General features: G+C 55.7%; 12 protein-coding genes. 7 read left to right on the top strand and 5 right to left on the bottom strand.

What is annotated here, in order from left to right; translation table 11 throughout:
- Nucleotides 1-38: 38 nt before the first annotated feature.
- Nucleotides 39-1,103 carry a hypothetical protein gene (locus tag NST43_RS29310; protein ID WP_339220892.1) on the top strand — a complete coding sequence of 355 codons (1,065 nt, stop codon included), beginning with the start codon at nucleotides 39-41 and terminating at the stop codon, nucleotides 1,101-1,103.
- A gap of 367 nt (nucleotides 1,104-1,470) precedes the next feature.
- On the opposite strand, the gene NST43_RS29305 is transcribed toward NST43_RS29310, so the two are convergent.
- On the bottom strand, nucleotides 1,471-3,264 hold the full coding sequence (locus tag NST43_RS29305) for an ATP-binding cassette domain-containing protein (protein WP_339220891.1): 1,794 nt from the start codon (nucleotides 3,262-3,264) through the stop codon (nucleotides 1,471-1,473).
- Nucleotides 3,261-4,073 (bottom strand): ATP-binding cassette domain-containing protein, encoded by an 813-nt coding sequence (locus tag NST43_RS29300; protein WP_339220890.1) that lies wholly within the window; start codon nucleotides 4,071-4,073, stop codon nucleotides 3,261-3,263. Before NST43_RS29300 ends, NST43_RS29305 begins: the two co-directional genes overlap by 4 nt.
- A gap of 125 nt (nucleotides 4,074-4,198) precedes the next feature.
- Here NST43_RS29300 and NST43_RS29295 point away from each other — a divergent pair, with 125 nt between their 5' ends.
- Nucleotides 4,199-4,807, top strand: a complete 609-nt coding sequence (locus NST43_RS29295) for a biotin transporter BioY (RefSeq protein WP_339220889.1) — start codon at nucleotides 4,199-4,201, stop codon at nucleotides 4,805-4,807.
- A gap of 681 nt (nucleotides 4,808-5,488) precedes the next feature.
- Here NST43_RS29295 and NST43_RS29290 read toward each other — a convergent pair.
- Both NST43_RS29290 and NST43_RS29285 read right to left on the bottom strand, forming a co-directional pair.
- Entirely contained in the window at nucleotides 5,489-6,973 is a 1,485-nt protein-coding gene (locus NST43_RS29290; protein WP_339220888.1) for an alpha-amylase, read from the bottom strand.
- A gap of 116 nt (nucleotides 6,974-7,089) precedes the next feature.
- On the bottom strand, nucleotides 7,090-7,935 hold the full coding sequence (locus NST43_RS29285) for a DUF72 domain-containing protein (RefSeq protein WP_339220887.1): 846 nt from the start codon (nucleotides 7,933-7,935) through the stop codon (nucleotides 7,090-7,092).
- A 99-nt stretch (nucleotides 7,936-8,034) separates the two neighbouring features.
- Between NST43_RS29285 and NST43_RS29280 the strand changes: the two genes are divergently transcribed.
- Nucleotides 8,035-8,205 carry a hypothetical protein gene (locus NST43_RS29280; RefSeq protein ID WP_339220885.1) on the top strand — a complete coding sequence of 57 codons (171 nt, stop codon included), beginning with the start codon at nucleotides 8,035-8,037 and terminating at the stop codon, nucleotides 8,203-8,205.
- 94 nt (nucleotides 8,206-8,299) lie between these two features.
- On the opposite strand, the gene NST43_RS29275 is transcribed toward NST43_RS29280, so the two are convergent.
- Nucleotides 8,300-9,892, bottom strand: coding sequence for a histidine kinase N-terminal 7TM domain-containing protein (locus NST43_RS29275; RefSeq protein ID WP_339220884.1), 1,593 nt, complete (start codon nucleotides 9,890-9,892; stop codon nucleotides 8,300-8,302).
- Between the two features lie 351 nt (nucleotides 9,893-10,243).
- Between NST43_RS29275 and NST43_RS29270 the strand changes: the two genes are divergently transcribed.
- The 4 genes from NST43_RS29270 to NST43_RS29255 all read left to right on the top strand — a co-directional run bounded on the left by NST43_RS29270 (nucleotide 10,244) and on the right by NST43_RS29255 (nucleotide 13,963).
- A complete protein-coding gene (locus NST43_RS29270) occupies nucleotides 10,244-11,026 on the top strand; it encodes an ABC transporter ATP-binding protein (protein WP_339220883.1) in 783 nt (260 codons plus the stop codon).
- A gap of 2 nt (nucleotides 11,027-11,028) precedes the next feature.
- Nucleotides 11,029-11,841: an ABC transporter permease gene (locus tag NST43_RS29265; RefSeq protein WP_339220882.1), complete on the top strand. Its 813-nt coding sequence runs from the start codon at nucleotides 11,029-11,031 to the stop codon at nucleotides 11,839-11,841.
- Complete coding sequence (locus tag NST43_RS29260; protein ID WP_339220880.1) at nucleotides 11,841-12,695, top strand: ABC transporter permease; 855 nt, start codon at nucleotides 11,841-11,843, stop codon at nucleotides 12,693-12,695. The genes NST43_RS29265 and NST43_RS29260 overlap by 1 nt, the downstream gene beginning before the upstream one ends.
- A gap of 158 nt (nucleotides 12,696-12,853) precedes the next feature.
- Complete coding sequence (locus NST43_RS29255; RefSeq protein ID WP_209989294.1) at nucleotides 12,854-13,963, top strand: ABC transporter substrate-binding protein; 1,110 nt, start codon at nucleotides 12,854-12,856, stop codon at nucleotides 13,961-13,963.
- Nucleotides 13,964-14,053 lie beyond the last annotated feature (90 nt).

Below are 14,053 nucleotides of genomic sequence, written 5' to 3'. Positions count from 1 at the left end.
GTAGTAGACGGAAAATAGCGTAACAGGAGGATCATTCTATGTTCAAGAAGTTATTGGTTATTACTGCATTGACTATGGGCCTGCTGATTTCCGCCGGTCCGGCGAATGCCAGTCCCAAAAAGCAGCCGGTTAATGAGCAGACGGATGTGGTATGGGTTAGCGGAAATACAGTGGCACTTGTGGATCATGTGAATAATAAAGCAGATATTGTTGACTTACATACAAACACTGTGACTACGATATCAGAGGACTCCAGCCGTATCCTGGACTTACAGGTGATGAGCAGTCCCCCGAAAATTGTGCTGCTTAAACAAGGTAAAGGCACTGAAATTTCAAAATCCGTATTCTCCTCAAATGGACGTCTCCTCAGCAAAACGGGAATCCGGCTAAAAACGGCAGGGGATAAAGTGAAATGGGTAGCTCCAACCGGCAAAATCAATGAACGGATCATGGTCCAAGCGGGGGACACCTTCAGCCTTTATCAGTATCCCTGGGCGAAGCCGAGTGTTACTTACAATGCCAAGTTTGTTGATAAGGGATATGAGAATGTATCCGTAATGGATTGGGATTTTCAGGGATATCCTTATTTGGCGGTTAAGTATCAGGCACAAGGCATTATGAGCACGGACTATCTGGTGAAGCTGGTTAATCTGTATTCAAGAAATGAGACGGTAATCAAGGACTTCAATACGGACTTCTCCATTCAATCCAGCGGGAACTTCTATGCGGCCTACACTTCCTACACTTATCAGCCTGTGCCGGGGAATGTCAGCCGTCCTTCAGCCGATGAGGCTCAGAAAGTCTTCCGGTTAATCAGCAAATCCACCGGAAAAGAATCGGCTTCTGTAAAACAAATCTTCAAAGAGGAGGGTGTCATTTCCGGTTGGGTTACGGAGGCCGTTAATAGTCAGGTTTTTGTGGGGGATCTGCAGGGGCGCTCATGGTCCCTATTCTCTCAGGGAGGCGCGGTGCTGCTGAAGGATCAGGTATGGCCGAAGAATGGCACCACCAAATTCCTGTACGCTAATGTAAAGTCGAAAACAGCGTATTTCCTGGATTATTCCTCCGGTGATATCTCGGTGATTGCGAGTACATTGAAGTAAATAAAGCTGCTGTAGCTGCAAAAAAAGGTGCCGCCCTCTCCGATAGCCGGAGGGGGCGGCTTGCTTGTGATTAGGAGTGTGCACAGGATTGGGGGGGGGGAGTGCCCGGACGCATGCTGAATGAGTAAATGAGGGGCCAAGACTGTATGTGAAAAACAGCATACAATGAGCTGACGCGAAGGAGCGTAGGCCGAATTAAGGCCAATGGAGCAAAACTCAGGGGCACTGTTGCCCCTGAGTTCGCCGGATGCCCCACAAGTGGGCGGTAAGTAGGTGGGGTTAACTATATTAGCTGCGAAGCACGTATAAGTTATCGCATGATCGATCCGCTAAGGTGATTTTGTTCGCTGAATCGCTCCGAATCCGCTCAGCTAATCCGCGCTACCCACCACAGCATAGCTGCAACCGCCAGGATACCTAGCGCTGCCAGCGTATCGCGCTTGCTCCAGCGGAGCTGATAGACGGGGGTCCGCTGCTTGGCGGGATCATACCCCCGTGATTCTACGGCTGTCGCCAGCTCGTCGCCCATACCCAGGACAAGAATGAGCAGAGGCACGATGATTAGGGCGATCTGTCTCGGGGACCAGCGGGCCACCCCGCGGGCCCGTCTTCCGCGTGAGCCCAGCGCAAGCTGTAGTTGGGCCAGCTTACCGAGAATCCACGGCACGAACTGCAGGGTCACGGATACAGCAAGTGACCAGTTACGGGTGCGGATGCCTAGGGTCCGCAGCGGAGCGATGCCCCATTCCAGACCCTCGCGCAAGGGGGCACCGGTGGTCGTCTCGGTGAACAGGAAGCCGAGGGCAATCAGCAGTAGGAAGCGCAGCACGCTGATTCCCCCGCGCATTAGTCCTTCGTAGCTGAAGCTGAGCGGCCCGAGTGCGAAGTCGGGAGAGCTCCAGCTAAGCCCGGCCAGCAGCCAGAGGAACAGGAACATCAGCAGGAACGGGCGAAAAAAGCGGAGGGCCCGGCGCCAGGAGATGCGGGCCGAAGCCGCGAGCCCGGCCAGCAGCCCGGCGGTAAGCAGCAGCGGGAGAAGAGTGTTCATCCCTAGCAGGACCAGCGAGCCGAGAATCATCCCCAGCCATTTGGCCCGGGGATCGATTCCTTGCCAGCCGGGCCTGCGCGGGGTGTTCTGTTCTTGTCTTGGATTGCCAGGCCTGATTATCGTCTGAACCCTCTCAGTTCTGGAGGATCGAGGAGAATTAACTCGCTTCCAGGTGCCTTCTAAGCTGTATTCCGCGCTGTGTTGTTCGCTGGTTTTGGTATTCTGGCTGCCGGGTGTTGGTGCGCCGCTGCTTGTAGAGTCGCCAGAGCCTGCCGGCCAGTTGTCCGCCTGCGGTATAGGCAGCGGGTGCTTTTCCAGTGCGGCCAGCAGCTCCTCCAGATTGTCCGGGACTGCTCCCAGCAAGCCGCGTTGCACTGCTCTGCGTCCCATGGAAGCATAGACGGGGGGCGTGAGTCCGGCGTCTGCCAGCAGGCCGGGATCGGCAGTCAATGCCGGAGCAGGACCGTCATAATGGATTACGCCCTGCTTCATCACGATAACCTTGTCGGCAACCGGCAGGAAGCTGTCCAGATCATGGGTGCCGATGATTAGGGTCAGGCCGCTGCTACGCAGCTCCTGCACCATTTCGAGCAGTGCCTGCGCCGCCTGCGGGTCCAGCCCTGCGGTCGGCTCATCCAGAATCAGGAGCCCGGGCTGTACGGCTAGGGCACCCGCAATACATACGCGCCGCTTCTCACCCCCGCTAAGCAGAAAGGGTGAGCGCCCGGCGAATTCATCGTAAGCGAGCCCGGTCTTCGCCAGGGCGCTGGCGATGATCTCCGGACGCTTCTCTTTGGACAGCCCGCGCTCCATTAGGCCGTATTCAATATCCTTATGCACCGTACCCGCGAACAGCTGCGTCTCCGGCTGCTGGAATACCATGGATACCGCTTCGGCGGTCATGTTGTCCGTCTTCTTCCCGTCATCGTAAAGTATCTGCCCGGAGGAAGGCTGTGCAAGACCCGCGAGCAGACGGAGCAGCGTAGACTTACCACTCCCGTTCACCCCGCAAAGAACGGTCAGCGTACCTGTAGGGATATCCAGAGAGATCTCCTGAACCGCTGGCCTGCCGCCTTCATAGCAGAAGGAGAGCTGCTGCGTATGAATTCTCATAGCAGCTCCTCCAGATCCTGTCCGGTAAGCGGCAGCAGGTGAAGCGGCCAGCCCTGCTTCAGCAGCAGCTTCCCGACCCGGACGGCCGGAGAAGGAAGCCAGCCGAGGGTCTCCGGCAGCTCTGAGGTATAGAACAGGCTGCGCGGGCTGCCGTCATAGAGCAATTGTCCCTCGCCAAGCACCGCGATGCGCGGGCTTGCGGCCAGCTCCTCCATCCGCTGGGTGACCCAGAGGATGGTAGTGCCGGCCTGCCATAGCCCCCGGGCCAGCTCCAGAATATCCGATCTTCCCTCAGGGTCCAGCATCGAGGTAGCCTCATCGAAGATAATCATCTCAGCTTCCAGTGCCAGGCAGCAGCCTACCGCCAAGCGCTGGCGTTCTCCGCCGGACAGCGTAGATACCTCTGCCTCCGCTTTATGGCTTAGTCCTACCTGCTGTAGAATCTCATGGATTCGTGCTATCATCCGCTCCCGTTCCAGTCCCCGGTTCTCCAGCCCGAAGGCGATATCCTCGAACGGGGTGGAGCCAACCGTCTGTGCTTCGGGATTCTGAAATACAAGCTGTACCCGCTGCTTCACTGCCGTACGGTTCTCCGGCAGGCGCAGGTCCAGTCCGGCCACGGACAGACTGCCGCCGGAGGGGGTGTTCAGTCCGTTGAAGGAGCGGATGAGTGAGGTTTTGCCGCAGCCGTTGGCTCCTGTGAGGGCTACCCATTCCCCGGGCTCTATTTGAATGTTAATCCCTTGCAGTACCGTACGGCGATGCTGCCCCTCCCGCACGGACAAGCTTACATTATGCGCCCTGATCATCCTCATGCCTGCTTTCCGTCCAGCTCTAGTCAACAATTGCTACCCATTATAACAAACATTTCAGGATTGATGTATCTGGAGGGGGGTGTTATAGTGATCCTTAAAAAAGGGGGGACCTCCCGGCCATGAAGAAATGGACAACCCGCGGCCTGATATTCAGTGCCTTATTCGCCGCTGTCATGATAGCTCTGAGTTATTTGAAAATCTCGCTGCCCTTCTCCACGGTACCCATTACCATGCAGACCCTCGCGGTAATGCTGGCTGGTTCTATCCTTGGGGCCCGTTACGGGACGCTTGCTGTACTGATCGTGATCGGACTCGCTGCTGCCGGATTCCAGGTGATGGGCGGAAGCGGAGGATTAGCGGTCCTGGTTGGCCCTACCGCCGGATATATCTTCTCCTGGCCGTTCGTGGCCTGGCTAATCGGCTTTTTCGCGGAACGCATTAAGCAGGACAAATATACCTTCGTGAAGCTGCTGGCCGCCAACTTTATCTTTGGGGCACTGTTAGTTTATCCGGGCGGTGTGGGGTGGCTGGCCTATTCCACTGGCATGGATTCATTGACCAAGGCATTGACGGCAGGCATGTGGCCGTTTCTTCCGGGCGACCTGCTCAAAGCAGTCCTATGTTCGGCTGTAGTAACAGCGGTTTGGAAGGTATATCCGATCGAACGTATTCTGAACCATGACACAGGCGTCTGGGCTGACGGGGACAACACAACCACAAGCCGCTAACGTTAAGGTATATCTGCTCCACTCGAATAGGCAATTCCCTAGCCATTGAGGCTTGGAATCGCCTATTTTGCGTTGTTTAACAGTTTACTAGACAGCTCCTCATCTGATATTCAGTCCGTTGTGCACAAAATGTGGATAAAGTTGTGGATAAGTAGCTTTGGAGCTGAATCCTACGAAAGACTAATTTGTTTCTACGACGAGACTGCGCGCATACGCTGACAGTAGGCCGGATGCTGAGATCAGAGGGATAAATCCCACTGATTGGGCCAAAAGTTGGCTAGATACTGAGATCAAAGGGATAAATCCCACTGATTGGTCCAAAAGTTGGCTAGATGCTGAGATCAAAGGGATAAATCCCACTGATCGGGCCAAAGGTAGGCGGGATGCAGAAATCAGAGGGATAAATTCCACTGATTGAGTCAAAAGTTGGCCAGATGCGGTTGAGGTTGCCGAGTTGCCTGAGTTGTGTCTCGAATTAACTGTAAGGATAATTTGTGGATAAAATGGGATGTGAGTGCTCGGTAGTTGAAATCGTCAGGAGAATAGAGAAATTAAAGTGTGGCAATGAAGAGCACAAGTGCACCTGATTTCAGCGAATGTAGATAAAACAATACCGTCCCCATAACACAAGGGACGGCATTGTTTGTTTTTAGAAGTTACATTGCCCGCAGCCCCGCTACCTCACTCCTCCGCGCAGGCATCGGCCGGCTTCGGCTCGGGCAGCGCCCAGACGGAGACGCTGCCGCCGTTCACCGGGAATACGGCCCAGCCGTCTTCGCCGATGGTGACGGACTCCTCGCGGTTATGGGTGAAGTCCTCCCATTCCTCTCCGCTGCGCGCTTCGCCCACGAACATCCGCTTCTCTCCGTTGTCTCCATTGGAGATGACTACAGCGCAGCCGGAGCCTTCGATCTCCTGAACGCCGCGCCGGACCCAGCCGATGGTGTTCGGATGGTCGAAGTAATCGTCCTGCTCCCCGTAAGCCTTGGTGTAGCGGGCGCAGAGCAGAGGATCGATGGCGTCCTTCTTGCCTTCCATTGGGGCAGGGCCGCCGATGCCGTAATAATCCCCGTAGAAGACCACGGGATATCCGTCGCGCCGCAGCAGAATCAGGGCATAGGCGCTTTGCTTGAACCAGTCGCCCACCCAGGATTCCAGCGCCTCATGAGGCTGGGAATCATGATTGTCGACGAAGGTGACAGCATTCGCGGGATGCGTCTGAACCAGCGTATCATCGAAGATATGCGTCAGGTCGAAATCCCGGCCCGCCAGTGCAGCGGAGTACAGCTTGTAATGAAGAGAGACATCGAACAAATCGATCTGGTAATCGACAGTGTTCAGGAATTCGCGGCAGGCCTCCAGATTGGAGTTCCAGAATTCACCGACGATGTAGAAGTCTTCGCCGCGTTTCTTTTTCATCTCCATGGCGAATTCCTTGATGAACTCGTGGTTGATATGCTTGATCGCATCCAGCCGGTATCCGCTGCATTGCAGCGTATCGACCAGCCACTTGCCCCAGTTCAACATTTCCTGCTTCACATCTGCATTGAGGTAATCAATGTTGGCGAACATCAGATAGTCGTAGTTGCCGAATTCGCTATCCACATTCTCATTCCAGCCTTTATTCGTGCCGTCAATCCGGAAGACGCCGTTGCGGCCGTCCTTGGCATCGAAATCGGTTCCGTTGAAGTGGGTATGATTCCACTTGAAGCTGGAGTATTCATCCCCGCGTCCCGGGAAATCGAATTTGGTCCAGCCTTCAATCTCGAACGGCTCGGAGATATCCTTGGTACGGTCATTCGGGTCCACCTCAATGACCTCGAACACCTCCGTCTCATCCGCTCCGGCTTTATGGTTCATGACCAGATCCACGTAGACCGCAATGCCGTTCTTCAGGCACTCGGCAATGGCATCGATCAGCTCTTGTTTGGTTCCGTATTTCGTGCGCACATCACCCTTTTGATCGAATTCACCGAGGTCATAGAGATCATAGACCCCATAACCGGTATCTTCGGGGGAGACAGCCTTGGTAACAGGGGGAACCCACACCGCATCTACTCCGGCCGCCTTCAGTTCCGGGGCCATCTGGGCAAGGCGCTTCCAGTGTTGTCCATCCGCCGCGACATGCCATTCAAAAAATTGCATCATAGTATGATTTCTCTTCATATAGGTAGGCCTCCTTTACATGGGTAAGACGACTCCGACAGTTATCTGATCTGGAGATTCTGGTAATACTGGCACTTCAGCAAGGAGTAGAAGAGATATATGTAGACCTCTGTACATCAGTTGAATAAGTCCAGCTGGCGCGGGGCCAGTCCGCCGTCCATCCCAAGCAGCGATTGCAGCTCTTGGGCATTAGGAGTGGCATCCCCGGCAGAATTATTATTAAATACCACGTAAATATTCTTACAGGTCTGTTCAAGCTCCAGCAGCCGGTCCCGCCACTGCGTTAACTCTTCGGTGCTGTAACGGTACAGATAGCGAAGCTTGCGCCAGTCCGGGTGGCTGCTCTGATTCCAGCCTGCGGTGTTGCGCCCGTGCAGCCGCACGTAGGTGAGGTCCGGCCGGGTGGCGACAGGGACAATCGGAATGGAGCCGGAACCTGCCTGCGGCTCGTCGGCTATCGTATGAATCCAGCCTTCCTGCTCCAGGAACCGGAGAGTCCGCTCGCGCATCTCAGGGCTGTACCAGGAATCATTACGGAATTCGATGGCAGCGGGCACATCCAGCAGCAGCTCCTTCGCTTCACGCAGGAAATCCACGTTGTCTTTGGTGCAGTCGAACCAGGGCGGAAATTGAAACAGGGCCATCGCCAGCTTCCCCGCTGAGCGGACTGGAGCGATAGAGGTATGGAAGGCCCGGTACATCTCCTCCGGCGTATCGTAGTAATTCTTTTTCCCCCGCAGATGTCCGGTCATTCCCTGATAAGCCTTTACAATGAATTGGAACGCCTCCGGCGTCTGATGTACCCACTTCTCGTAATTTCGGACCGGCTGAACCGCATAGAAGGAGCTGTCAATCTCCACAATGGGAAAATGGGCGCTGTAGGCGGGCAGGCGGTCGGCGGGTTTGATTTTGCCGTACAGCTCCTCATGGTCTCCGAAGCCGGTCAGCCCAATCTTGATCATAGTCCCCTCCCCCTCGCAACTACCGGAATTAAGACCGAATGGATCGGCTAACTCTTATTAAACTGAAAACCCGCCTATGCAAACAAGAGGAGAACAGGAATGACGGAAATCAGTGCGGATCCAGGAAAGAACTGGAGAAAAAAGGGGCTATGGAAGCTGGTATCACCAAAAGAGCAGGCAGATATACCCGGCGGGTGCCATTTATTCAAATATAAGAATTTTTATGTTTCACGCTATAAATTATCCTTCTATTTCTCGCTGAAACGGTGACGTCCTTTAAAAGGACGGCAAAGCTGTTTCTACTTGTTATGCGCAGGGGAAGCGGGAGGTGCCATGCGGGGCAGGAAAAGAGGGCTTGCCTCCATCACATGGGCTTGAAGCGGGTGATGGAGGAGACGCCATACAGATGAACAGCATTACGGCCGTTCCGCTTGGAGGAGTAGAGGGCATGGTCTGCTTCCGAGAGCAGCTCCTCCAGTGAGATTGAACGGCGGAAGGCTTCAGTCACGCCGAAGCTGGCTGTGATTTTAATTGTTCCTGTGAAGGTGGAGAAGGTGCTGTGCTCGATGTCCCTGCGGATGCGCTCAGAGATCAGGGCTGCTTCCTTCAAGGGGGCTCCCGGCAGGCTTAAGACGAATTCCTCGCCTCCGTATCGTCCGAAGACATCCCCCTCCCGGACATGCTGGCGGCATACGCCTACTACATGCTGCAAGGCCATATCCCCGTGATGGTGCCCGTAGCGGTCGTTAATGCTCTTGAAGAAGTCGATATCCAGCAGGATGACCGAGAAGGGGGCAGCGGAGTCGGCCGCTTCCTTCAGCCGTTGCCGGCTCAGCTCCATGAAGTGGGTCCGGTTGTAGATACCGGTCAGGCTGTCGATGGTGGCGAGCTGCAGCAGCTTTTCCTGGAGCAGGGTGCGTTCGGTAACATCAATCAGCATGATCATCCGCCCGGCAAGGTGGCCGTCATGCTTCTGCACCGGGGAGGAACGGACCTGATAATAACGGACTTCTCCGCCGGAATGCCACACCAGTTCCTGCTCTTCGCTGATCTGCGGATTGGAATTCATTACATAATCGACCGCCTCCTTGCCGGCAGGCAGGAAGAGCTGGGCCAGCGGGCGGCCGATGGCGGCGGCATCCAGATCCTCAAGCATCTCGGCAGCGGCCCGGTTATAGTCCACCAGCTTGTCGGAGAGGTCCATGACCAGTACGCCGTCGCGCATGCTCTCGAACAGATTCTCTCTGGCAATCGGCGCGGCGGTCAGCATCCCTCTGGACAGAATGGCCCATATATACAGGGACGAGGTTACGCTCATCACAACGGGAACAGGGTCTGTTCCATACGGAGTCAGGTCCATCAGATAGAGGAAGGCCCCCAGCGCAGGCAGGAATTGTCCGACAAAAATAATCAGCATCTGCCGCAGATAAGCCCGCCGCATCCGCCCCCAGCGCCAGAGGATCAGGCACATACCGGCCAGCATACAGCCGAAGGTCAGGCTGCCCTGCACGATATACCAGGGTCCCATGACGATATCCACCAGCGGTGTAGGTGCGTCTCCCCGGAAGTAGATAGACTTATAGAACAGGTGATGGGAGTCGTTGGTCCAGACAAGCACCGTGGAGATCACGGGGACGGAGTAGAGGAGGACCAGCAGTTTTTTGGAGACCAGACGCTCCAGGCCCACGAAATGCATGATCATCAGCAGACTGGAGGGCGCGATGTACGGCATCCCGAGATACTCCAGCTTGATCCAGAACTTAATCTGATCCATCGAGTTCCCTGAGAGCTCAAGCGCGAAGGCGAATGTGTATACCGCCGAGGCGGCGGAGCTGACGATGAATGCGCGCAGGCCTGAGAAGTCAGTCTTCCTGTAAAAAGCAAACAGGGCGAGCAAGGCATTCAGCACACCGGAGATCGAAACGATAATAATGTAGTTGGAAATCATAGATGCCATGGGGAGCGCCTCCATGGATTGGGATAAGCATTGGACATTGTGAATAGTCTCCTGGACACAAAATGAAATGTAAACGGTACCGTCCTTGAGAGGACGGCAAAGCCGTTTCCACTTATAGTTACTTACTATTCTTATCGGCAATCATCTCTATTATTTACACTGTAAGCGGCTCCCTAGACAAAGTGACGGAATTTCATAGTCTCAATGTTACGCTTTGTCTAATGTGGGATTCGCGGGCAACGTGTAACATGTTAATTAATCCTACATGATATAAGAATAAGTGCAGATATTGCGATAATTATGTTATGTTAATTAACATTTAATAGATTCAGGGATGGAGGGGGACGGGAGATGTCACTAGTAGCAGCAAAAATTCCTGAAATACAGCTGGAGCAGGTCGAAATGCGTTACCAGACAGAGAGGGCAGATGTGCTGGCCCTGCATCAGGTAAGTCTCGATATTGCCAAGGGGGAGTTCGTCTCCCTGCTGGGTCCTTCCGGGTGCGGAAAGACTACGCTGCTGAGGCTGATGGCAGATCTTATAACACCAACGGCAGGGAATATCATGGTGGCAGGTAAAAGCGCCAAGGAGGCCCGGCTGGCCCAAAAATACGGCATTGTGTTCCAGAGTCCGGTGCTGTATGACTGGCGGAAGGTCAAGCATAATATTACGCTGCCGCTGGAGCTGCTGGGCGTCAAGAAATCCGTCCGTGAGGACAAAGCGCTGGAGCTGCTTGATCTCGTGGGCTTGCAGGGGTTCGCTGACAAGTATCCCTGGCAGCTCAGCGGGGGGATGCAGCAGCGCGTAGCCATTGCCCGGGCGCTCTCTATGGAGCCGGAAATTCTGCTCATGGATGAACCGTTCTCCGCGCTGGATGAATTCACGCGCGAGCGGCTGAATGAAGAGCTGCTCTCCGTCTGGAGTAAGGTGCAGAGCACGATTGTGTTCGTTACCCATAGCATTCCCGAATCGATCTTCCTGTCGGACCGGGTATTCGTCCTGTCTCCGCATCCGGGCAGACTCTCGGCGGTTGTTGATATTCCGCTGCCCCGTCCGCGTACAGCGGACATGAGGAACAGTCCGGAGTTCTTCGAGCTGATTGCCCGTATCCGCGACAGCTTCGAAGGGGTGTAGGGATGAAGCTGAACCGTGCATTAATGCAGAGACGCGCTCTGCCGCTGCTTGTCTGGATCTGCGGCCTGCTGGTGCTGTGGGAGGCGGTCTCCTGGTGGCTGCTGCATGTGGCAAAGACGCCGCTGGCCCAGTCCAAGCTGCCTTATGTCCACGAGGTGGCGCTCACCCTGTGGCAGTACAGCGGCACCCTTCTCCGGGAAGGGGGAGCTACCTTCGGCAATGCCGGGGTGGGCTTCCTGATCGGAGCGCTCTCCGGAGTGCTGCTGGCCGTGCTGATGAGCTTCTCCCGGACGATAGAGCAGCTTGCCTTCCCGTATGCCGTTGCTTCGCAGATGATTCCGATTCTGGGGCTGGCGCCGATCATATACGGAATTGTGCGGGATGAGCAGATGTCGAGGATCATCATCTCCGGCTATATCACCTTCTTCCCGGTGGCACTGAATATGCTGCGCGGTCTGCGGAGTGTGGACCCTTCTGCCCTGGAGCTGATGCACTCTTATGCCGCTAAGCCGTGGGCTGTATATTGGAAGCTGCGCTTCCCGGCAGCACTGCCGGGGCTGTTCAGCGGGCTGAAGATTGCAGCGCCGCTGGCTGTAACGGGCGCAATTCTGGTTGAACTGATGGGTGCGCAGCGCGGGATCGGGGTTATTATGCTCCGTAATCTCTATTACGGACCCTCCCATACGTATATGTTCTGGTCCACGGTACTGGTCGGTGCTCTACTGGGTATGGCCAGCTATTGGCTGATGAGTCTGGTGGAACGTCTGGTAGCCCCCTGGCAGCCGGAATTCCGTCCCCAAGGGGGCAGCCGCTAATGGAAAGTAATACGGTCCACGAATTTCCGTCATCTAACAACGTTATTTCGCCAGATACAGACCAGGGTGGAGATCCATGGAAATTCCTGAAATGGCTGAACCCCGGGTTCGTGCTGCCGCTGCTTGCCGGAGTTTTGTTCCTGCTGCTGTGGGAGCTCCAGATCTTTCACCGCATCTTCGATCTGAAGAAATATCAGCTGCCGCTACCCTCGGCCATCGCTGAAGCGATGCGGGATAATATCAGTCTGCTGCTCTCCTACACCGGGTATACCCTCACTGAAGCCGTTCTTGGTATGCTGATCGGCTCCGGCTGCGGCTTCCTGATTGCCTTGGCTGCTACGGCCTGGCCCCGCTGGGGCGGCGGCAGCCTCACGATGGTAGCTGCACTCAATGCCGTGCCCATTGTGGCGCTTGCCCCTATCATGAACCTGTGGTTCGGAGACGGCATCGGCTCGCGGGCGGCAATTGTGACCGCGACCACGATGGCTGCGATGGCGATCAATGCCTACAAGGGCATGGCCGCTGTGGACCCGCTGGCGCTGGACCTGATGCATTCCTATGCGGCAGGCAAACGGGCGGTATTCCGCCATCTGCGGATTCAGAACAGTCTGCCTTATGTATTCACCGCCTTGAAGATCAACGCTACCGCCAGCATGATCGGGGCGATTGTCGGGGAATTCTTCTTCTCCTCGCGGGGGCTGGGTTATCTGCTCTCGAATTCGATCAAGGTGGCGAAGATGCCGCTGGGCTGGGCCTGCATCGTGCTTGCCGCGATTGCCGGAGTAATCTTTTACCTGGTCGTGGAGCGGCTGGAAAAGGTATTTATCAAGTGGCACCCTTCCCGGCGTACGTAGTGTGTAATACCCGCAACCCTGGAACTGTTACATCCGGTTTGTACCCTCGCGGGAGATAGAGAAGCTGCCAGGCACAAGCCGTATGCATATAGCAACAAGAGCGCAATCATGCTGTATCAAGCCGTCTTACAAAAAAATGATTGGTAGGGGGAGTTGCTATGATGAAGGGTAAACAGGGCAAATATCGTGGCGGGTTATGGCTTGCTGCGGTTCTAATGCTGATCTCTCTGCTTGCGGGCTGCGGCGGCAACAACAACGCCAGTCCCTCCGCAGCAGAAGCGACTGCGGGGAATGCGGCGGCAGCTTCGCCGGAAGCGGCGGCAACCACAGAACCGGCGGCTGAGGCGGTCACCGTGAAGCTGCAGCTCAAATGGGTGCCGCAGGCCCAGTTCGCAGGGTACTTCCTGGCGCAGGACAAAGGGTATTATGCGGCAGAGGGCCTGAAGGTCGAGATTCTGCCGGGCGGGCCGGATATCGTGCCTGAGCAGCAGGTGGCCGGCGGTTCGGCCGATATCGGGGTGGACTGGGTGGCGAGCCTGCTGACCAGCCAGGAGCAGGAGATGCCGCTGGTGCAGATCGCCCAGATTTTCCAGAAGAGCGGGCTGGTGCTGGTATCCAAGAAGGAGGCGGGCATCACTACACCTGGTGAGCTGAAGGGGAAGAAGGTGGGCAACTGGATGGGCGGCAATGAGTTTGAGATTCTGGCGCTTTTTGATAAATACAAGCTGGATTCAGGCAAGGATCTGAACTTCACCAAGCAGGGGTTCACGATGGATCAGTTCCTCGGCGGTGAGCTGGATGCGGCCTCGGCCATGACCTATAACGAATACCAGGTGGTGCTGGAGTCGGGCATTAAGGCAGAGGACCTGAGTGTCATTGATATGAATGACGAAGGTGTGGCGATGCTCGAAGACAATCTGTTCGCCAATAAGGAATGGCTGGAGGGCAACAAGGAGACGGCGGCCAAGTTCGTCCGTGCTTCCCTGAAGGGCTGGGCGGATGCGATTGCTGATCCCGAAGCGGCTGTGGACAGTGTGATGAAGCTTGCCGAAGCGGGCAGCACGACCCGGGAGCATCAGCTGACGATGATGACGGAGGTTGCCAAGCTGATCCAGCCGGAGGGCTTCGATGCTGCCAAGCTGGGCTATACGGATGCTGCCGCTTTCCAGCAGACCGCCGATATCGCGCTGAAATTCGGGGTCATTAAGACGGCTTCCAAGGTGGAGGGGGCCTACACGAACGAGATTGTGGAGATGGCGGCAAAATAACAGGTAACAGGATTCCTTCATAGCTGCAGCGGATGGCCGCCTGGTAAGGCGGTCATCTCTTCTAGGGTAGCGGACGAACACAGGAAAAGA

The sequence above is a fragment of the Paenibacillus sp. FSL H8-0332 genome (genome assembly GCF_037963835.1).
GTDB lineage: Bacteria > Bacillota > Bacilli > Paenibacillales > Paenibacillaceae > Paenibacillus_AQ > Paenibacillus_AQ rhizoplanae.
The sequence above is the reverse complement of the archived record's forward strand: the minus strand, read 5'-3'. Positions and strand labels throughout refer to the sequence as shown.

What these genes read in the sequence shown, in the direction of transcription:
- NST43_RS29255 (WP_209989294.1), top strand. Translation starts at nt 12,854, where the DNA reads ATGATGAAGGGTAAACAGGGCAAATATCGTGGCGGGTTATGGCTTGCT.
- NST43_RS29305 (WP_339220891.1), bottom strand. Translation starts at nt 3,264, where the DNA reads ATGAGAATTCATACGCAGCAGCTCTCCTTCTGCTATGAAGGCGGCAGG.
- NST43_RS29310 (WP_339220892.1), top strand. Translation starts at nt 39, where the DNA reads ATGTTCAAGAAGTTATTGGTTATTACTGCATTGACTATGGGCCTGCTG.
- NST43_RS29260 (WP_339220880.1), top strand. Translation starts at nt 11,841, where the DNA reads ATGGAAAGTAATACGGTCCACGAATTTCCGTCATCTAACAACGTTATT.
- NST43_RS29285 (WP_339220887.1), bottom strand. Translation starts at nt 7,935, where the DNA reads ATGATCAAGATTGGGCTGACCGGCTTCGGAGACCATGAGGAGCTGTAC.
- NST43_RS29290 (WP_339220888.1), bottom strand. Translation starts at nt 6,973, where the DNA reads ATGAAGAGAAATCATACTATGATGCAATTTTTTGAATGGCATGTCGCG.
- NST43_RS29280 (WP_339220885.1), top strand. Translation starts at nt 8,035, where the DNA reads ATGACGGAAATCAGTGCGGATCCAGGAAAGAACTGGAGAAAAAAGGGG.
- NST43_RS29265 (WP_339220882.1), top strand. Translation starts at nt 11,029, where the DNA reads ATGAAGCTGAACCGTGCATTAATGCAGAGACGCGCTCTGCCGCTGCTT.
- NST43_RS29300 (WP_339220890.1), bottom strand. Translation starts at nt 4,073, where the DNA reads ATGATCAGGGCGCATAATGTAAGCTTGTCCGTGCGGGAGGGGCAGCAT.
- NST43_RS29275 (WP_339220884.1), bottom strand. Translation starts at nt 9,892, where the DNA reads ATGGCATCTATGATTTCCAACTACATTATTATCGTTTCGATCTCCGGT.
- NST43_RS29270 (WP_339220883.1), top strand. Translation starts at nt 10,244, where the DNA reads ATGTCACTAGTAGCAGCAAAAATTCCTGAAATACAGCTGGAGCAGGTC.
- NST43_RS29295 (WP_339220889.1), top strand. Translation starts at nt 4,199, where the DNA reads ATGAAGAAATGGACAACCCGCGGCCTGATATTCAGTGCCTTATTCGCC.